The organism is Sinorhizobium fredii USDA 205 (genome assembly GCF_001461695.1).
Taxonomy (GTDB): Bacteria; Pseudomonadota; Alphaproteobacteria; order Rhizobiales; family Rhizobiaceae; genus Sinorhizobium; species Sinorhizobium fredii.
On the sequence record NZ_AUTC01000199.1, the window covers coordinates 198,687 to 217,803 of the forward strand.

A 19,117-nucleotide genomic window follows, 5' to 3' on the forward strand; every position below is an offset into this window, starting at 1 on the left:
ACTTTACACTGCCTTTACCGCCATTAACGCTGGCATCGCTAGAACCTGAACCACGATCCCGGTTCAGAGATTTCGCAAATGCTCTTTAGCTTCCAGCTACCCGAAATACGTCCGCAGGCAGTGCTCTGCGTGTTCCTGCTGTTAACGGTCTCCTCCTGCGCAAACGTACCCTTGCATCAGGGCGCGACGCTCGGTTCCTACGCGGGAATGACCGCCTCGGGCGGCACTCTGACAAAGGCGAAACTGCGGGTGGATCCGGCACCGGTTCTCGCCGCGCAGACAGTGAGAATCGTGCCGACGTCGGCGCAAATCGGCAGCGGCACCGCCTTCGACCCCAAAGACTTGGCGCTCGTCACCAACACCATCGACCGGGCGCTCTGTACCGGTCTCAGCGACCGCTTCAAGGTCGTGGCTCCAAACCAGCCGGCAGACCTCGTCGTCCGCGCGACGGTCACCGACATCGTCGCGACGAACCGGGCGGCCGCGGCGACCTCCACGGTCGCCTCGCTCGGCGTCGCAGCGATGCTCCCGGTTCCAGTTCCGAGGCTGCCGATCGGGCTCGGCGGCTTGTCCGTCGAAGCCGAGGCGGTCGGCCAGGACGGATCGCAAAAGGCGGCGATGGTCTGGTCGCGCGGCGCGCTCGTCCGCCTTCGGCACCGACTTCAGCCGCATGCTGGTCACCGGCCGAGACCCGTTCAAGGGGATGATGGCGATGCCGTCTATGCAAAAGATGAAGACGTCGCTCGGCGGCGATCCGAAATACGACGCATGCAGGGCGTTCGGCTCGGCTCCTGGCATCAAAGGTGTGGTCGCCGGTCAGTTCGGCCTGCCGCCTGGCTGGACCGACAAGGGCGCGTCAGCTCCCAAATAGCACTCGTTCGGCGACCGAGGATGCGGACGACTCGCTCTTGGGTATCCACAAGTAAATCAAGCAGATCGAGCGAATAAAGGATAATTGACATGAAGACAAATCTCCGGCTTGCGGTCACGTGCGCCACGATTGTTGCAGCAGGCCCCAGCATCGCCGCGGAGGGGCAGGCTTTCCTCCCGCCGGAGCAGGCCGCCGCCGTCCTCGCCGACGGACAGCCCTGGTCGGCGCTTGCGCCGGACGGCAAGACCCTCAAGGTCACCCTTAAGAAAGACGGCACCGGAAGCATCCGCGGCCCTCTGCCGTTTACGCTGTCCGTCACCTGGACGGTCAAGGGGGATGGGGTGTGCATCAACGGCAAAATGGGCACCAGGTGCCTTCGCTTTAACGAGGTTGCCGGAGGGCTTCAGGGCTGGGACGGCGACAAGCCCGACCTGAAGTTCAGCCGTTAGAGACAGATCCCGAACAATTCCCAGGGTGTGCCAATCGGACAATCCGACCGAAATTCTCGGAAGTATTGGTGCCGCTTCACGCGTGAAAGCGAAATGAGGTACTTCGATGAAATACGCAGCGATGATCGTCTCGGTGTCGTTTATACTGTTGGGTCAGTCGGCCGCCGTGGCGCAAGTCCCGCCTCCCGTGCTGCTTCCTCCACCATTGCTACCTGGCCCGCCACCGATTGTCGCGCCGCCTCCGCCGGAGCCCGACTACGCCCGCCGATATGATCCGAGGCACTCGGACTGGTGCGCGCACCGCTACCGCAGCTACAGGGCATACGACAATACCTACCAGCCCTACGAAGGGCCGCGAAGACTTTGCTATTCCCCTTTCAGCTAAGTGGAAGCGATGAAGCAAAGCCCTTGGCCTGACAGTTCAGGCTGTCACTTTCCTCCCTAGATGCAACGTCCTCACCTGAGCGATTGGAAATGACGCGTCGAGTCGCAAAAGGCGCGGGGGAGGGAAGCGTCCCACGGCGGTCGCGGTGCCGCGGAACAACAACCGAATCTCTCCAATGCTCCCTGACCGAGAAACCGACATGACGATCCTCCCCGCCAGACGAAAGGTGCCGTCCTCCAGAACCGGAACGACGAAGCTTGCGCTCAGTCTCTTGAGCATCTCGTTGCTTGCGGGCTGCGTCGTCGGGCCGGATTACGAGCAACCCCGGCTCGCGCTCCCGACCCGTTGGGGAAGCAAAGAGGAACAGAAGCCCGCCAAGCCGCCCGAGCTGTCACAATGGTGGCTGCAGCTTCGCGATCCGTTGCTCAACTCGCTTGTTGCCGAGGCAGTCGAGGGTAACCTCGACGTCGCCCTTGCCAAGGCGAAGATCCGCGAGGCGCGTGCGACCTATCGCGAGCAGCAGGGAACGCTTTTTCCCTCCGTCGACGGTTCAGTCTCGGCAACGCGGACGCGCTCGACGTCGTCGGTCGCCGGTTCGCAGCCGAGCGTCTACAGCCAATATCAGGGCGGCTTCGATGCAAGCTGGGAGCTCGACCTCTTCGGCGGCAACAGGCGCGGTCTGGAGGCTGCCCGGTACGGGGCGGAGGCGGCCGAGGAGGAACTGCGCGACACCCTCGTCACGCTCGTCGGCGATGTTGCCTCCTACTATATCCAGGCGCGCGAATACCAGTCGCTTCTTGCGCTCGCCCGGCGCTCGGCCGCGTCGCAGCGCGAGACGGCGAAGCTCACCCAAGAGCAATTCACGGCCGGCGAGGCAACAGGCGTCGACGACGCGAAGGCGGACGCGCAGGCGACGTCGACAGAGGCTGATATCCCGACCTATCAGATCTCCTACGCCCAGACCATTCATCGCCTGAGCATTCTGCTCGGCCAACCACCAGCGGCACTGGAGGGACGGCTGAAGAAGGGCGGCGCGGTGCCGCTGCCGAAAGCACCTGTCTCGACCGGGATCCCGGCCGAGCTCCTCGTGAACCGCCCGGATGTGCGGCTCGCCGAGCGGCAGCTTGCGCAATCCACAGCGAAGATCGGCCAGGCCGAGGCGAACCGCTATCCGTCGATCAGCCTGACGGGAAATATCGCGACCTCGGCGCTGAGCACGAGCGACCTCGGCAAGAAGTCGACGATCGGCTGGAGCTTCGGGCCAACCCTTACCGTGCCGATCTTTGAGGGCGGACGGCTCAAGGCCGCCGTCGACGTCGCCAAGGCCCAGCGCGACCAATATTACGTCGCCTATCAAGCGGCAGTGCTCAGCGCGATGGAGGATGTCGAGAACGCCATCGTGTCACTGTCGCAGACAAGGACACGCTATGCGAAGCTCTCGTCCTCGGCCGCCTCCTACCGCCGCGCCGCCGAACTGTCGCGCACCCTCAACGCGGCTGGCGCCGTCGATTTCCTCGACGTGCTCGATGCGGAACGGTCGCTCTATACCGCCGAAGAGGCACTGATCAGGAGCCGCGCCGATATCGCCATCTATTTCATCGCCCTGAACAAGGCGCTTGGCGGTGGTTGGGACGGTGGCATCGACGTGTCAAAGCCGGCCGTAGTCGATGTCAACACCGAGCCGCACCTGGCGCGCGCCAAGCCGCACAGTAGCGGCTAGACACAGGGCACATCGTTGAGGCGGACCTCTCTGGCTCGGCAGTTGGATCGCAAAGCTGCTCTTCAGGCGGGGCAGGCGAGGGCGTCACTGATCGGCACAATCGGAAGTTTGATCATATGCCCGTCCGAGCTTCGCTCAGTTGGGGGACTGCGTCTCAGTGTAACTGCAGAAGGCGGTCAGACAAAAAGTTGGCGGCGGTGGGGAGAACCACCGCCGCCTGCCACCCTTTGCAATTTTGGTAACGTACAGCGGGTGGCAAGCTCGTAGCTAGATTCCCTGCAGGATGGTCAACACTGCATCTCTCTTTAGCATGGCCTGAATCTCGTAAAGGGAAGCGATCTGGGCAAAAAACTGGCCCACAAGCAGTCCCGACCACCACAAGCAGAGTGCGGTGGGGATAGCCACGGTGGCTAGCACGGTGATTTTATGCAGCGTCAAGTTCCCCTCCCTCCGCTAAACACCACTCGAGGATAAGACAACGGGCGCCGGAGGTCGCTTTCTCACGTCTAAAATACATGAAGCAATGTGACGCACATTGTTCCGTCAGTTGCGAATGATGGCTCGAAGGGTCGCCTGTGATACCCGAGGGAAATCAGCCAAGGACGAGCTTCGACATCAATGCGTGCAGTCCTCGCGCCACTTCGTAGCTGTTCTGCTGCTGTTGTTTCCGGCAGAAGAGCTCGCAACTCCACCACCCGTCGTAACCGGTGGCTTTGACAGCGTCAGCCCAGAGCTTCAGGTCGATCACTCCGGCGCCGGTCGGGACGTCTCTCAAGACCACTTCATTGGGAACTCCGCCGGAAAACGCCAACGAGTCGCACACGTGGACGCCGTAAATGATGTCCTTGTCGAGCCGGGCGACGTCGTCGGGAGTATCGCCGGACGTAAAGCAGTGCCAGAAATCGATGACCATTCGGATATTGTCGCGGGCGGCGGTCTCGATGATCATCAGTTGCTTTTCAATCGTGTTCAGCGGCGTCCAGGAAAGCGCCTCGAGGTAAACGAGAAGCCCATAGCTGCGAGCGAGGTCGGCGATCTCGGATAGATTCCTCGCGGTGAGGGCGATTTGCTCCTCCAGAGTTAGGCCGAGCAACCCGCTGTAAAGGTTCGCTGGACGGCCGGCTTCGTGGCGCAGCACCGCCTCCACATTGACGGGGCCAGTCAGCACCTGAACCCCTTTGGCGCCGGCCACGGAAGCGAGACGAAAGAGCTCCTCCGCTTCTTGCATGAGCTCTTTCTTCGCTTCGCCCTGGCGCTCTATGTCTATCAGGAAGCCCATCCCCGGTACGTTCACGCCCCGGAGCAGCTCCGCCAGCTCTGCCTCCGAAAACCCTGCTTCCAGAAATCCCCTTAGCTTAGCCGCGGACGCTTCTATCCCATCGAATCCGACCTTTTCAGCGATGTCGAGATCGGTCGCGAGCGTAGAATGTTTTGCGACAAGGGAGTGCAGCAGGAGCTGGTTCGTTTTGGTCATGGTCATCAATCTTTCCAGATGTGCAGTTGCCGCCAGGGTAGGACCGACACGCGCGCTGTGTGTTCATGAGCTCGCATCTGGTCGGATCGCCGTCGCTCGGCCGGTTCTCGCCGCCAAAGCCACTGCTTCGGTAGCGACCAGCGCCGCGAAACTGTCCATGCCAGTCGCCAGCGGGGAAGCTTCATTTCTCGCCGCGCCGACAAACTCTTCCAATGTGGCGGTGTGCAGATCTCGTTCACGCACGGGAACGAGCTCGTTACGGCCTGCGAGCCGACGCACCAGAACACCGGAGCCGCGCGAGCTCAATGTACCGCTTGCAATCAGCACGCCGTCGGTGCCGGCTGCCACCACCATGCTTTCGATGTCGGCTGTGCCAAAACTCTCATGCGCCTGGAGAAGGCCACCATCATCCATACGGATTGTATAAGCGAGATGGTTGGGCGAGCCGTTCGATTCCTTTGCGAAGGCAATCGCCTCGACCGGCTCAGCACCGGTAAGAAAGCGCGCGAGATCGATGTCCTCGGCGCAGACGTCGAGATAGACGTTTCCGCCATTGTGGGGCATCTCCCTCCTCCGATTTGGAGGGGACTGAAAGGGGCCGCCGCGCAAGATCGATAGGGACTGGACCGACCCGATCTCTCCTTCGAGAATTAACCGGCGCATCGTCTGGTGAATAGCGGAGGCTCGAAGGGGCTGGTTGACTGCGAGCAGCACTCCACCGTCCGCGCAGTGCTTGACGAGTCTTTTTGCGGTATTGCTGTCTTGCGATAGCGGGCCATCGCAGAGGATGTGCTTTCCGGCATCGGCCGCCGCGAGAACGTAATGTGGCCGACGCTTGAGAGTGGCGCTGATGTAGACGAACTTGACTGCCGGATCGGACCACACCCGCTGCAGATCGGTCGTCGCCTGGGGAATACCCAAGTCATTGGAGAAATGGAGGGCGTCTGCTCGGCTTTGGCTCACCACCCAAAGCGGCGAGTGCCCCATCGCACGGATGCCTGCAACCATGTGCTCGGTTGCGATTGTCCCGGTGCCCATAACGGACCACCCTTCGTCGGCGTTCTGTCGCACTGCCATGGTGCCTCGCATGTCAGCTTTTGACGCAGTGTGAGGCATGGCCGCTCACGCGGCAATTTCGCATCCCATTGATGTCCTTCGCGAAAAGAAGTAGAGTGTGCTTCTCGTTGCTTCAGTTTTGGGACATGGACTGATGGATCAGTTCGGGGGAAATGCAGCGGCTCTGGCGGCCAATCTCAGAACCCTTTGCGAAGGGCATGGATCGATCGCGGCGGTCTGTCGAAAGATCAACGTCAATCGGCAGCAATTCAATAAATATCTTTCGGGCGCTCACGTCCCCTCGGCATCCAATCTGAGGATGATCGCGAACTATTTCGGCCTAAGCGTCTCTATATTGTTTTCGGATCCGGACGAATTTCGCACGCTCGTCGACGGCAATTTCTTCCATGCGATGTCCACCGCTCGCCAGCTACCGGAGTTTTCGCGCTTCGTGTCGAACATGATCGTCGAGAACAATTCGCTCGATAGCGACATTCTGGGTGTCTATGACAGGTATCAGTTTTCCTCCATCTACAAGGGCTTCGTTCTCAGGTCCGCCTTCTGCATCTATCGCAACAAGGAGTTCCTTCAGCACTATTATGTCGAGCGGTTCCCGAGCTTCGACGATCCAAAGAAAACGGAGTATGTGTTCAAATATTACGGCTTCTGTTTTCCCGTCGCCGATCGCATCTTCACGGCCGATTTTGAGGGAATCCAGCGCAACGAGCTGACCTTCGGGGTCTATGCTCAGGTCAAGCGAAATTCCAAGAACTTCATGTTCGGCATCGCGAGCGGGATTGCCGCGAACATGTTCAGGTCGCCATATTCCACGAAAGTGGCGCTCCACTACCGTGGACCGGGGCTATTGAAGCGCGAGCACCTCAACAACCTGACGGTGATGGATCGGAATGACCCGTCCATACCACGGGAAGCCTTGCAATATCTGGGTGACGGGTCCGACATGATCCAGATGGGCTGAAGCCCGACCGCATGGCCGGGCCTGCATGTTTCCTTTAATTGCTCTGACGAGACGCATGACGCCGCAGAGTCGTCAGGGATGCAACTCCACCGCCAACCAGACGGAGTCGGTGTCGGCGTAGTAGCGGTGCCAGGGATAGGTCCACTCGTTTTTCCCCGTCACCCTGCAGAACGGATCATGCGAATAGCCGACGGGCATCACCACGTCCTCATACAAGGTCGACGGGTCACGTTGCTTGAACTTCTGCATTCGGCCGGAGCCATGGATCTGCGTATGCGTCTCCAGGAATGGGTGCTCATGGTGAATGAAGCAGTCCGTGTCGCCGGGTGCCCACCAGAGATTTAGCTTCAATGTGAACGACTGCGGCGCCTCGTGTTCAGCGCGCTCGTTCGTGAAGACACGGGGATCCGTCGTGACCGAGCCGACCTCGTCCTGCTTCGAGATAAAGAGGGGAGTGTCTCTCGGAAAACTGCGGATCCGGTTGCCGAGCCAGTCCCAGCCCCGGAACATAGCTCCTCCAAGATTGGTCGCACGCTGCACCTTCAGCAGTGCAACCCGCTCGGCGCTCTTGATGCGCCCGCCGCGCAGCCAGGTGGATTTCCAGGCGGGAACGATCGCCGGATGCTCATCACCCGTTACAAGCGGCCGCGGGCTGAGGTTGACGACGATCGCGTCGTCGACCTCATAGTCAACAACGTTCTCGATGAGCTTCGCGTAAATGAACTCGTCGGCAAACGCGAGATCTCTGATTTTGTTCTCCACGGCGAACTCCTCCTGCAAAGGCTACTTTCCTCAAAGGAAGCCACGACAGGAACGAAATGCCTATTGCGCGGGACTCTGATTTGCCACGCAAGTATACGCGCACAGTGCGTCTAGTTGCGAATCCCCTTGAACCCGCCGCCGAGCGGCGCACAGGTCCCAGACCCACCAGGGGCTCATACTGATCTAAGATTATCATGCGGAAGGCGCCATGCGTGTGATGCAGACCTCAGCAGGTCTTGCGTCAGTCTGCGTCAGCTAATCGTGTGCTGCGAACTTGTAAGACCTACCCGAAAGACGGACTGTTTCTCCCATAGTCGGAAGAGCCGCGCTGATGAAGGCTCGCAGGCAGGAACACACCGAGGAGGGTAGATCAGATGAAGCTCACGGGCGGTCAAGTCGTCGCGAAAGCGCTTAAGGAATACGGAGTGGAATATGTGGCCGGTGTTCCGGGCCACGGCATCTGGTCGCTTTTTGACGCCTTTCTTGAAGAAGGCTCTGAGATTCCATTCATCCAGGTCATGCATGAGCAGAGCGCCGTGCATATGGCGGATGGCTATTTCCGTGCCTCGGGACGCCCGATGGCCTGCTCGACCTCAGTGGGTCCGGGTGCCGCGAACACGATCATCGGTCTGGCAACGGCCTATTGCGACTCCACTTCGCTCTTCTATGTCTCCGGTTCGCCGCAGACCTACATGCATGGTCACGGCACCATGCAGGAGCTGGAGCGCCAGCAGGACAACGCCTTCCCACGTATTACCGAGCAGGTGACGAAGCGCGCCTGGCAGGCGAACTCGGTTCAGGTCCTGCCGAGCATCATGCATCGTGCCTTCAACGCGATGATGACGGGCCGTCCGGGCCCCGTCCATGTCGAAGTGCCGATGGATGTGCAGGTTGAGGCGGCAGATGTCACCATTCACCCGCTGGAGAGGCGCTTGCCGATCGGCGTTGCCTATCCGGACCCGAAGGCGATCGAGGCGGCCATCAAAGTGCTGCTGAATGCCGAGCGTCCGGTCATCGTCGCAGGTGGCGGCGCGATCACCGCAAACGCCTCGACTGAGCTGACCCGCCTTGCCGAAAAGCTCGGCGCGGCCGTGTCGATCACCTGGAACGGCAAGGGAGCGATCTCGGAAGATCACGCGCTGTTCATCGGCGCAGTCGGTCAGACCGGCACGACCTGCGGCAACAAGATCACCGCCTCGGCTGACGTCGTCGTCTCGGTCGGTTGCCGCTTCACCGATTGGTCGGCATCGTCCTACGCCAAGGGCGTCTCGTTCTCGATCCCCTCGGCCAAGCTGATCCACATCGACCTTGATCCGCGCGAGATCGGCAAGAACTACGAGACCGAAGTCGGCATCGTTTCGGATGCGAAGGTCGCGCTGGAAGCGCTGCTGGCGATGATCTCCGACGCCGATTCTAAGAAGATGCTGTCACGTCGCGAGACGTTCCTTGCCGACGTTCAAAAAGCAAAGGACGACTGGCGCGCCCAAGTTGAGCCGCGTGAAAACAGCCGCGAAACGCCCTTCACCTCCCAACGTCCGCTCATGGCCCTTCGCAGGGTTCTGGACCGCAATGGCATCGTCGTTGTCGGGTCCGGCAACACGCAAGGCTCCGTCAAGCAGAGCTTCCCGGTCTATGAACCGCGCACGCATCTTACATCGGGTTCCTATTCCCCGATGGGCTGGGCAGTCCCGGCCGCACTTGGCGCGAAGCTCGCTTGCCCCGACCGTCAGGTCGTGGCGATCGTCGGCGACGGCGACTTCATGATGTCCCTGCCGGAAATGGGTACGGCAGCGATGAACGGCATCAACGTGGTGTTCCTGGTGCTGAACAACCAGGGCTACATGTCGATCCGCGGCGGCCAGCGCAAGTTCATGGGGCGTCACATTGCATCGGAGTTCAACCGTCACGCCGGCAATGGTCAGCCCTACTCGGCCGACATTGCGGCCTCGGCGCGCGCCTTCGGCCTGGAGGCCTGGAAGGTCGAGAAGGACGAGGACCTCGAAAGCAGCCTGAAGGCGGCGCTGGAATGCGGCGGTCCGGCCCTGGTTGAAGTCATCGTATCGCGCGATGCGGCAGGCCCGTTCGCCACCGGCTGGTGGGACTTCCCGTCGCCGGCCTACTACGAGAAGGAACAGGCTGCCTACGCCGAGATGCGTGCACGCGAGCAGCACCTCTAGGCAGAACTTCGCGAGGGGGCGGCAGGCCACCCTCGCACCTCACCATCCATCACGTTGAGAGTGCGGCGCTTGCGGCGTCCGTAAACGAAGAGTCTTTGTCATGATACGGCACATTAAAACAGCGCGGGCCCCGGTAGAAGAAGGCGGTACCCACAGCGCGGTGACCAAAGCAGTCGAAGCGCTTCTCGCAAAAGTCCGAAATGGCAGGGACAAGGCCGTTCGCGAACTGTCGATCCAGTTCGATAAATTCGATCGCGAATCCTATCGTCTTTCGAAGGAGGAAATCGATCGGGCGATCAATTCCCTCACCAAACAGGAGCGGGAAGACCTCGACTTCGCGCAGGACCAGGTTCGCAGGTTTGCGGAAGCGCAGAAGGCAACACTGACCGATCTCGAGGTTGAGACCCTTCCTGGGGTGATCCTGGGTCATCGCAATGTCCCGATTCAGAATGTCGGCTGCTATGTGCCGGGCGGCAAGTATCCGTTGCTGGCTTCGGCGCACATGACCGTCCTGACCGCCCGCGTTGCCGGCTGCGAGCGTGTCATCACCTGCGCGCCGCCTTTCCAGGGCAGGATTTCCGAGAAGATCGTCGCGGCCCAGGCGCTGGCGGGCGCCGACGAGATCTATTGCCTGGGTGGTGTCCAGGCGATCGCGGCGATGGCCTATGGGACGGAAACGATCGCACCGGTCGACATGCTGGCGGGTCCCGGCAACGCCTATGTCGCCGAGGCCAAGCGCTTGCTCTTCGGGAAGGTCGGCATCGATCTCTTCGCCGGTCCGACCGAAACCCTTGTCATTGCCGACGATAGCGTTGATGGCGAACTGGTCGCGACGGATCTTCTGGGACAGGCAGAGCATGGCGTGAACTCGCCTGCGGTCCTGATCACGAACTCGGAAAAGCTCGCTCGTGATACCCTCAGCGAGATCGATCGCCTCCTGAAGATCCTGCCGACTGCGGCGATTGCCGCAAAGGCATGGGAAGACTTCGGGGAAATCATCCTGTGCGACACGGTCGACGAGATGGTCGCCGAAGGCGACCGGGTTGCCTCCGAGCACGTTCAGGTGCTGACCCGCGATCCCGACTACTTCCTCAACAATATGAGGAATTACGGCGCGCTCTTCCTGGGTGCCCGCACCAACGTCTCGTTCGGAGACAAGGTCATCGGTACCAATCACACGCTGCCGACCAACAAAGCCGCCCGCTACACCGGCGGTCTCTGGGTCGGCAAGTTCCTCAAGACCTGCACCTATCAGCGTATCGAGACGGACGAGGCATCCGCTTTGATCGGGCAATACGGCTCGCGACTTTGCCTCATGGAAGGATTTGCCGGCCACGCAGAGCAATCGAACATCCGTGTTCGCCGGTACGGCCGCAAGAACGTCGGCTACGCGATGCCGGCGGACCCCAACTAACAATTTCGCGCAAAGAGCCTGCCAAGGGCCCGCGATCAACCGCAACCAGAGAGGAATACATAGATGTCAAAGTTTCTTGCAAGTCTTGTCGCTGCCACGATGTTGGTGCCAGCGGCCGCGCGTGCGGAAGGCACGATCGAGGTTCTCCACCACTGGGTTTCCCAGAGCGAGGTTGACGCCTTGAACGTCATCCGCAAGGACCTAGAAACAAAGGGCTTCCAGTGGAAGGATTCCGCCGTTGGGGGCATGAGCGGCGCAAACGCGCAGCAGGCCCTGAGGTCTCGCCTGACGTCGGGTGACCCGCCGGGGGCAATGCAGTTCCTGGGCTGGGAAGGTCCCCAGTGGGCGGAGCAGGGCGTCGTGCGCGATCTGAACGACCTTGCCAAGGCCGGCGGCTGGCGTGAGGCGCTTCCCCCGCAGTTGCTTGCTTTCGTAACCTCCGGAGACGCGTTCATTGCGGCGCCGATCAATATGCATCGTCAGAACTGGGTATGGGCCAACAAGAAGATCTTCGACGAGGCCGGTATCGCGGTTCCCAAGACGTGGGCGGACCTGATCGCAGCCGGCAAGAAGCTCAAGGAAAAAGGCGTCACACCAGTCGCGATGGGCGACGAACCATGGCAGATCGGGATCATCTTCGATGCGCTGCTGTCGGACCTGAACGGCCCGGAATTCTACAAGAAGGCAGCCATCGACCTCGATCCGGCGGCGTTGAACAGCCCGGAAATGGTCAAGGTATTCGACGCGCTGCGTGAGGTCCGTGGTCTCGTCGACGACAATTTCGTTGGCCGCGATTGGGCTGTCGCCACCGGCATGGTCATCAACGGCGAAGCTGCGATGCAGTTCATGGGTGACTGGGCGAAGGGCGAGTTCCTCGCCAAGGGACTGAAGCCGAATACGGACTTCTACTGCTTCGCGACGCCGGCCAAGGTGACCTCGTTCCAGTACGTCATCGACAGCTTCGGCATGTTCACCGTGAAGGACGAGACCGTCCAGAAAGCCCAGGTGGCTCTGGCCGAGACGATCATGGATCCCAAGGTCCAGAAGGGCTTCAACCTGATCAAGGGTTCCATCCCGGCTCGAACGGACGTCTCCGTGGACGACTTCGATGATTGCGCGAAACTCGGTTTCAATGAACGGGCCGAAGCCATCGAGGCGGGTAGCATGTTGGGAGCGATGACGCACGGCTTTGCCGCCAAGCCGGAATTCGCATCGGTGTTCGGCGATGTGGCCGCACAGTTCTTTGTCGGCAAAATGTCTTCGGAAGACGCCGTCAAGATGCTCGTCGAAGGCATCGACAACGCCCGCTGACTCAACGGCCGGGTGCCCAGCACCCGGCCCCCTCAATGGATTGGTCATCGGAGCTAGCTCATGAACGCCGCCAAGAGTTTTTCATCACGATTGGCAGGCTGGCTTCCACGCATTGTCGTTGCTCCCAGCCTGCTCGTCGTCATCGTCACGGTCTACCTGTTCATCCTTTGGACCGGCGTGATCTCCTTCACCTCCTCGAAGTTCGTGCCGGTCTACGACTTCGTGGGTCTCGAGCAATTTGTTCGGCTGTGGGCGACGCCGCGGTGGCACACTGCCGTTGCGAACCTGTTTATCTTTTCCGCCCTCTTCCTGGTGCTCTCGACCGGCATCGGCCTGCTGATGGCGATCCTCCTCGACCAAAACATCCGCTCGGAAGGGCTCTTGAGGGCGGTCTACCTCTATCCGATGGCCCTGTCGTTCATCGTCACCGGGACGGCATGGAAGTGGATCATGAACCCCGGCCTTGGCATCCAGAAGGTCGTCAACGAACTCGGCTGGACCGGCTTCACGTTCGACTGGATCACCGATCCGAACATGGCGATCTACACAGTCGTGATTGCTGGCGTCTGGCAATCCTCGGGTTTCGCCATGGCGATTTTCCTGGCCGGTTTGCGAGGAATCGACAATTCGGTGATCAAGGCCGCGCAGATCGAAGGCGCAAGCCTCCCGCTTATCTATCGGCAGATCATCATCCCGATGCTGCGGCCGGCGATGCTCAGCGTGATTGTTCTTTTGAGCTATATCGCGATCAAGAGCTTCGACCTCGTGCTGGCGCTGACCAACGGCGGCCCCGGATCCGCAACGGAACTTCCGTCGACCTTCATGTTCTCGGCGACGTTCCGCAGAAACCAGATGGGGGTCGGGGCGGCGAGCGCAATCATGATGCTCATGACCGTCGCGGCAATCATCATCCCCTATCTCTATTCCGAACTTCGGGAGCGCAACAATGGCTAACGCCCTCTCGCAGCAGACGCAAATCGGTGACGCCCTCTTGCAGAAAAATCGGATGCGACTAGGTCGTCTGTTCATCTATTGCCCGCTCGCTGTCATGGCAGTTCTCTACCTGATGCCCCTATGGGTTATGGTCGTGACATCGCTCAAGCCGCTCGATGAAATCTACGGCGGCTCCTTCATCGGCCCGCCGCAGACCGTCACCCTCGACGCTTGGCGTGCAGCCTGGTCACAGGCCTGCATCGGCACGGAATGCACCGGTCTGAAGCCCTATTTCGTGAACTCGCTGCTCATGGTGATTCCGGCGGTCGTCCTTTCGACCGGCATCGGGGCCATCAATGGCTACATCCTGACGAAATGGCGGTTTCCGGGCGCGAACTTCGTCTTCGGCTTGCTGCTCTTCGGCTGCTTCCTGCCGTATCAGGCGATCCTGATTCCGATGGCGCGTACCCTCGGCCTGCTCGGTCTCGCGGGCAGCATTCCGGGCCTTATATTCGTCCATGTCGCGTACGGCATATGCTTTACCACGCTGTTTTTCCGCAACTATTTTGTCTCGTTGCCGGACGAACTCACCAAGGCCGCCATGGTCGACGGAGCAGGCTTTTTCAGGATCTTCTGGAGCGTCATCCTGCCCACATCGATTCCGATCATCGTTGTCTCCTGTATCTGGCAGTTCACGCAGATCTGGAACGACTTCCTGTTCGGAGTCTCGTTCACGTCCGGTGGCAACAGCCCGATAACGGTCGCGCTGAACAACATCGTCAACGTGACCACTGGGCGCAAACAGTACAACGTCGACATGGCCGCAGCCATGATCGCCGCCATCCCCACACTCTTCGTCTACATCGTCGCAGGACGCTACTTCGTCCGCGGACTGACGGCCGGCGCCGTGAAAGGCTGATCCAATGTCCACTCTTGAAATCGATCGCGTTCGCAAAACCTACGGCAACCTCGAAGTCCTCAAGGAGGTGAGCATCTCAATCGGAACGGGAGACTTCCTTGTCCTTCTCGGTCCGTCCGGATGTGGCAAGTCCACCCTTCTGAACATGATTGCCGGTCTGGAAAACATCTCAGGCGGAGAGGTCCGGATTGCCGGCAAGGTGGTGAACGAGCTGTCGCCGAAAGATCGCGACATCGCGATGGTCTTCCAGTCCTACGCGCTTTATCCGACGATGACCGTTCGACAGAACATCGAGTTCGGCATGAAGATCCGCGGCATACCGCCGGCTCACCGCGAGAAGGCCGTTCGAGCTGCCGCGGAGCTGTTGCAGATCACGCACCTTCTGGATCGCAAACCCTCGCAACTGTCGGGCGGTCAGCGCCAGCGTGTTGCGATGGGACGCGCCATCGTGCGCCAACCCAAGCTCTTCCTGTTCGATGAGCCGTTGTCGAACCTCGACGCGAAGCTCAGGGTCGACATGCGCACGGAAATAAAGCGTCTGCACGCGCGGCTCGGCACGACGATCGTCTATGTCACGCACGACCAGATCGAAGCGATGACCCTGGCTACCCGCGTCGCCGTCATGAAGGGCGGCGTGGTCCAGCAGCTCGACGAACCCCAGACGGTGTACGACCGGCCGGCGAACGTTTACGTCGCCAGGTTCGTCGGTTCGCCTGCCATGAACATCATTCCAGGCAAGATCGAAATCGAGGGAGGGTCCGCAACCGCCGTCATCGAAGTCGCGAACCGGCAGGCTGCGCGCGTTTCGGGAATCAATCTGTCCAGCCAGGCGGCGTCCAAATATGCCAACCGAAAAGTCCTCATCGGCATCCGGCCCGAAATGTTCAGCGTCGGCAATGGCCAGACCGAGGGGGCAGTCTCCGTGGACGTCGATGTGGTGGAGCCCACCGGGCCCGATACGCTCGCCGTGTTCCAGCTTGGCGGTGTGGAGGTCACGGCCCGATTGCCGCCCAAGCAGGTGAGTGCACGCACCCCGGCGACGCTCTCCGTCGATACTTCGAAAGTCGTTCTCTTCGATCCGGACAGCGAAGAACTGATCAATTGACAGGATATTCCATGCAGCAGGTAGCGGACATCGTCATCATCGGGTCGGGCATCGGCGGCAGCTCTCTCGCCTACAGTCTTGCGGGCTGCGGAAAGCGCATCGTCATTCTCGAACGCGGGGAGTATCTCAAGGACACGCCCGAGGCTCGGGATGACGTGGCGATTTTCCAGAAGGGCTTCTTCAGGTCGACTGAAGAATGGCTCGGTACCGATGGCCAGTCGTTCCTGCCCGGCAACTACTATTATGTCGGAGGCAATTCGAAGTTCTTCGGGGCGGTGATGTACCGCTACAGGGCCGAGGACTTTGAGCCGCGGCCGCACATGCAAGGCAGGTCGCCTGGCTGGCCGTTGAGCTACGCCGACATGGAGCCCTGGTACGAGAGGGCTGAGGAAATCTACAGCGTCCGCGGTACGGGGGAGCAGGATCCGACGGAGCCGCCCCGATCGCATCCGTACCGCTTCCCGGCTGTTCCCGATGAGCCGGCCATTGCCGCAGTTCGTGACCGGTTGCGCAAGGCCGGCGTCCACCCGGCAAGCCTACCGCTGGCGATCGATATCGAGGAATGGCTCCGGCGCGCGAAGACGGGTTGGGACGCTTTCCCGAACACCGGACGTGGCAAGATCGACGCGGAGGTCGGCCCGCTGGCCAGTGCCTTGGCGCACCCGAACGTAAGCGTCATCACGGGCGCCAACGTGGTGCGACTGGAAACGGACCCCTCCGGCACGAAAGTGACGGCCGCCGTGTTTATCAAAGACGGTAGAGAGCAGCGGATCGGCGCCGACACTTTCGCGGTCGCTGCCGGTGCGGTTCAGTCCGCCGCGCTGCTGCTGAGGTCCGCCAATGAGGCGCATCCTCGGGGTCTCGCCAACGGCTCCGATCAGCTTGGCCGCAACTTCATGAATCACAACACGACCGCGATGCTGACAATCGACCCAAGGTCTCGCAACACCGCCGTCTATCAGAAGACCTTGGCCTTCAACGATTTCTACAACAAGGATCCGGACACGGGCTTTCCGCTGGGCAATGTTCAACTGCTCGGCCACATCACCGGCAACATCCTGAAGGCTCAAACGCCGACGGTGCCCGCATGGATGGCGGGGCTCATGGCGCGTTATGCCTATGGCTGGTTCCTGACAAGCGAGGATCTGCCGAGTCCCGAAAGCCGCGTCATGGTGCGGGACGGCAAGATCGTGATGCACTGGGTGCGCTCCAACATGCGGGCCCATGAAACGCTGATCAAAAGAACCCGCGACGTCATGCGCAGGGCCGGCTTTCCCATCGTCCTGACGCGCACTTTCGGTCGGAAGACGACTTCTCACCAATGCGGCACAGCCAGGCTGGGCGATGATCCCAAGAGCTCGGTCGTGTCGCTCGACTGCCGCGCACATGATCTCGACAATCTCTATGTCACCGATGCTTCGGTGCTGCCGACATCTGCTGCGGTCAATCCGGCTCTGACGATCGCGGCGCTCGCGATCAAGGCGGGGCAGTCGATCAGGGCAAGGTTCGACGGTCGGGAGGACTTGAATGGTTGACTACATCGTCATTGGCGGCGGTTCCACCGGCTGCGTGGTTGCTTCTCGCCTGTCCGAAGATCCCGACAGGTCTGTGGTGCTTTTGGAAGAGGGGCCCAGAGATATAAATCCGTACATTCACATACCTGGCGCCTACTACAAGACCGCACAAGGCTCTTTGCTGAAGCGCATGCCATGGATCCCGAGGCCGGAACAGGGTCGATCCGAGGACCCGACAATGGTGCAGGCAAGCGTTCTCGGGGGAGGGAGCTCCGTCAACGCCATGATTTATATCAGGGGCGTTCCCTCCGACTACGATCGATGGGTCGACCTCGGCGCGACGGGTTGGAGCTACAGTGACGTTCTTCCCTATTTCCTGAAGGCCGAGGATAACAACCGGTTCTGCAATGAGAGCCACGCGGTTGGCGGTCCGTTGGGCGTCTCGGACATCGAATATATTCATCCCTTGACGCGAGCATGGCTGCTGGCCTGCCAGCAGGCGGGTCTTCCCTACAATCCGGACTTCAATTCGGGCAACCAAGCGGGCTGCGGCCTGTATCAGATCACCGCGAGGAACGGCAGGCGGAGCAGCGCTGCTGTCGCCTACATCGGGCCGGCGCGCAAGAGACGTAACTTGCGGGTCGAGACCGGCGCCCGCGTCACACGAATTATCATCGAAAAGGGAAGGGCAGTCGGGGTCGAATACGTGAAAGGCGGGCGAACCCAGGTCCTGCGCGCCGACCGGGAGGTCATCCTGTCGGCCGGGGCCATAAACTCCCCGAAGCTCTTGATGTTGTCCGGCATTGGACCGGCTCGGCATCTCGAGAAGCACGGCATCAAAGTGCACGCCGATCTCCCCGGTGTCGGCCAGAACCTCCAGGATCATATCGAGATATCCCTGATCTATCAGCTTACCGGGCCCCACAGCTACGACAAATATAAAAAGCCGCATTGGAAGGCGCTCGCAGGCCTGAACTATCTCCTGTTCAGAGGAGGGCCAGCGTCGTCAAACCTGATCGAAGGTGGCGCCTTCTGGTGGGGCAATAGAGATGAGCCGGTTCCGGATATCCAGTACTTCATGGTCGTGGGCGCCGGAATCGAGGAAGGCGTGGACGCCGTGCCGGGAGGCAACGGTTGCACGATCAATCTCGGACAGATACGCCCCCGTTCGCGAGGCGAAGTAAGTCTCAACAGCGCCAATCCGGTCGAACCGCCTCGAATCGCTCCAAACTACTTCGCCGAGCCGGAAGACCTGGATGCTTTGACGGACGGCACCATGTTCGCCATGGACATCATGGATCAGCCGGCGATCCGTCGGTATCTCGCCGGTCGGCATGTTCCCGCTTCTGTTTCTTCCCGTCAGGAGATCCGAGACTTCTGCCAACGCGAGGCTCACGCGGCGCTGCACCCGGCCGGAACTTGTCGGGTCGGGCAGGATGAAACGGCAGTTGTCGATCCGCAGCTTCGGGTTCGCGGCGTCTCAGGTCTCCGGGTGGCGGATGCTTCGATCATGCCGACCCTCATCTCCGGAAATCCCAATGCGGTGTGCATCATGATCGGCGAGAAGGCTGCGGATCATCTGAAGGAGTCGGTTTAGGGAGGTCGTGCGCGGGGGACGGCGGCATCGATGACGCAAGTGTTCGCGGATATGTCAATGAATGGTGCCCGGTGAGGGACTCGAACCCCCATGCTCTCGCGCTTGGACCTAAACCAAGTGTGTCTACCAATTCCACCAACCGGGCAACGGATGGGCTTGCGATGCCTGTAGAACAATGACGGGCATTTTGGCAAGTCTTGCGTGGAGAGGCGGCGAGCGGCTCGGAGCAGGCGCGGCTCTGGCGCCTTGTCGATATGTGACGCTGCCGGTGCAGCATGGAACTCCTAGCGGCTCTCGCACCGGAAATACTTGCCATTCGGCGGTTATCGGGTGTATTTGGCGCCCGTGACACACCGCGAAATGTGCCATGACTTCGTGACGCCTTGTCGACAGCGACGTGGCGGTCGCGATTAAGTGATTGAATTCACTGTCCTCTGGTGGACCGACATTG

At 60.7% G+C, this 19,117-nt stretch carries 16 protein-coding genes, 1 tRNA gene and 1 pseudogene; 13 read left to right on the forward strand and 5 right to left on the reverse strand.

Annotated elements, in window-relative coordinates:
- The first annotated feature begins 78 nt into the window (after nt 1–78).
- The 4 genes and pseudogenes from N181_RS29735 to N181_RS29745 all read left to right on the forward strand — a co-directional run bounded on the left by N181_RS29735 (nt 79) and on the right by N181_RS29745 (nt 3,425).
- Nucleotides 79–871 (forward strand): annotated as a pseudogene (locus tag N181_RS29735) (DUF3313 domain-containing protein).
- A gap of 89 nt (nt 872–960) precedes the next feature.
- Nucleotides 961–1,320, forward strand: coding sequence for a hypothetical protein (locus tag N181_RS29740; protein ID WP_014328250.1), 360 nt, complete (start codon nt 961–963; stop codon nt 1,318–1,320).
- A 121-nt stretch (nt 1,321–1,441) separates the two neighbouring features.
- Nucleotides 1,442–1,705: a BA14K family protein gene (locus N181_RS32675; RefSeq protein WP_370040038.1), complete on the forward strand. Its 264-nt coding sequence runs from the start codon at nt 1,442–1,444 to the stop codon at nt 1,703–1,705.
- A 199-nt stretch (nt 1,706–1,904) separates the two neighbouring features.
- The gene (locus N181_RS29745; protein ID WP_037393375.1) at nt 1,905–3,425 is read left to right on the forward strand and encodes an efflux transporter outer membrane subunit; all 1,521 of its coding nucleotides are present in this window, start codon (nt 1,905–1,907) and stop codon (nt 3,423–3,425) included.
- Nucleotides 3,426–3,692: 267 nt separating this feature from the next.
- Here the strand turns inward: N181_RS29745 and N181_RS33865 are convergent, their stop codons facing one another.
- The 3 genes from N181_RS33865 to N181_RS29755 all read right to left on the reverse strand — a co-directional run bounded on the left by N181_RS33865 (nt 3,693) and on the right by N181_RS29755 (nt 5,976).
- Nucleotides 3,693–3,863 (reverse strand): hypothetical protein, encoded by a 171-nt coding sequence (locus N181_RS33865; RefSeq protein WP_162129797.1) that lies wholly within the window; start codon nt 3,861–3,863, stop codon nt 3,693–3,695.
- A 154-nt stretch (nt 3,864–4,017) separates the two neighbouring features.
- The gene (locus N181_RS29750; RefSeq protein WP_037393373.1) at nt 4,018–4,905 is read right to left on the reverse strand and encodes a sugar phosphate isomerase/epimerase family protein; all 888 of its coding nucleotides are present in this window, start codon (nt 4,903–4,905) and stop codon (nt 4,018–4,020) included.
- A gap of 57 nt (nt 4,906–4,962) precedes the next feature.
- Complete coding sequence (locus tag N181_RS29755; RefSeq protein ID WP_080577349.1) at nt 4,963–5,976, reverse strand: Gfo/Idh/MocA family protein; 1,014 nt, start codon at nt 5,974–5,976, stop codon at nt 4,963–4,965.
- A 133-nt stretch (nt 5,977–6,109) separates the two neighbouring features.
- On the opposite strand from N181_RS29755, the gene N181_RS29760 reads away from it, so the two are divergent.
- Nucleotides 6,110–6,934: a helix-turn-helix domain-containing protein gene (locus tag N181_RS29760; protein WP_037393372.1), complete on the forward strand. Its 825-nt coding sequence runs from the start codon at nt 6,110–6,112 to the stop codon at nt 6,932–6,934.
- A 72-nt stretch (nt 6,935–7,006) separates the two neighbouring features.
- On the opposite strand, the gene N181_RS29765 is transcribed toward N181_RS29760, so the two are convergent.
- Entirely contained in the window at nt 7,007–7,696 is a 690-nt protein-coding gene (locus N181_RS29765; RefSeq protein WP_037393402.1) for a hypothetical protein, read from the reverse strand.
- 374 nt (nt 7,697–8,070) lie between these two features.
- Here N181_RS29765 and N181_RS29770 point away from each other — a divergent pair, with 374 nt between their 5' ends.
- From N181_RS29770 to N181_RS29805, 8 genes are all read left to right on the forward strand, one after another.
- The gene (locus tag N181_RS29770; RefSeq protein WP_037393370.1) at nt 8,071–9,873 is read left to right on the forward strand and encodes a thiamine pyrophosphate-binding protein; all 1,803 of its coding nucleotides are present in this window, start codon (nt 8,071–8,073) and stop codon (nt 9,871–9,873) included.
- A 100-nt stretch (nt 9,874–9,973) separates the two neighbouring features.
- A complete protein-coding gene (hisD, locus tag N181_RS29775) occupies nt 9,974–11,287 on the forward strand; it encodes a histidinol dehydrogenase (RefSeq protein WP_014328258.1) in 1,314 nt (437 codons plus the stop codon).
- 63 nt (nt 11,288–11,350) lie between these two features.
- Entirely contained in the window at nt 11,351–12,598 is a 1,248-nt protein-coding gene (locus N181_RS29780) for an ABC transporter substrate-binding protein (RefSeq protein WP_014328259.1), read from the forward strand.
- A 60-nt stretch (nt 12,599–12,658) separates the two neighbouring features.
- On the forward strand, nt 12,659–13,552 hold the full coding sequence (locus tag N181_RS29785; RefSeq protein ID WP_014328260.1) for a carbohydrate ABC transporter permease: 894 nt from the start codon (nt 12,659–12,661) through the stop codon (nt 13,550–13,552).
- A complete protein-coding gene (locus N181_RS29790) occupies nt 13,545–14,450 on the forward strand; it encodes a carbohydrate ABC transporter permease (protein ID WP_014328261.1) in 906 nt (301 codons plus the stop codon). Before N181_RS29785 ends, N181_RS29790 begins: the two co-directional genes overlap by 8 nt.
- A gap of 4 nt (nt 14,451–14,454) precedes the next feature.
- The gene (locus tag N181_RS29795) at nt 14,455–15,555 is read left to right on the forward strand and encodes an ABC transporter ATP-binding protein (protein ID WP_014328262.1); all 1,101 of its coding nucleotides are present in this window, start codon (nt 14,455–14,457) and stop codon (nt 15,553–15,555) included.
- A gap of 11 nt (nt 15,556–15,566) precedes the next feature.
- Complete coding sequence (locus N181_RS29800; RefSeq protein ID WP_037393367.1) at nt 15,567–17,090, forward strand: GMC oxidoreductase; 1,524 nt, start codon at nt 15,567–15,569, stop codon at nt 17,088–17,090.
- A complete protein-coding gene (locus tag N181_RS29805; protein WP_014328264.1) occupies nt 17,083–18,666 on the forward strand; it encodes a GMC family oxidoreductase in 1,584 nt (527 codons plus the stop codon). Before N181_RS29800 ends, N181_RS29805 begins: the two co-directional genes overlap by 8 nt.
- A gap of 62 nt (nt 18,667–18,728) precedes the next feature.
- On the opposite strand, the gene N181_RS29810 is transcribed toward N181_RS29805, so the two are convergent.
- A tRNA-Leu gene (locus N181_RS29810) sits at nt 18,729–18,811 on the reverse strand.
- Nucleotides 18,812–19,117: the final 306 nt, after the last annotated feature.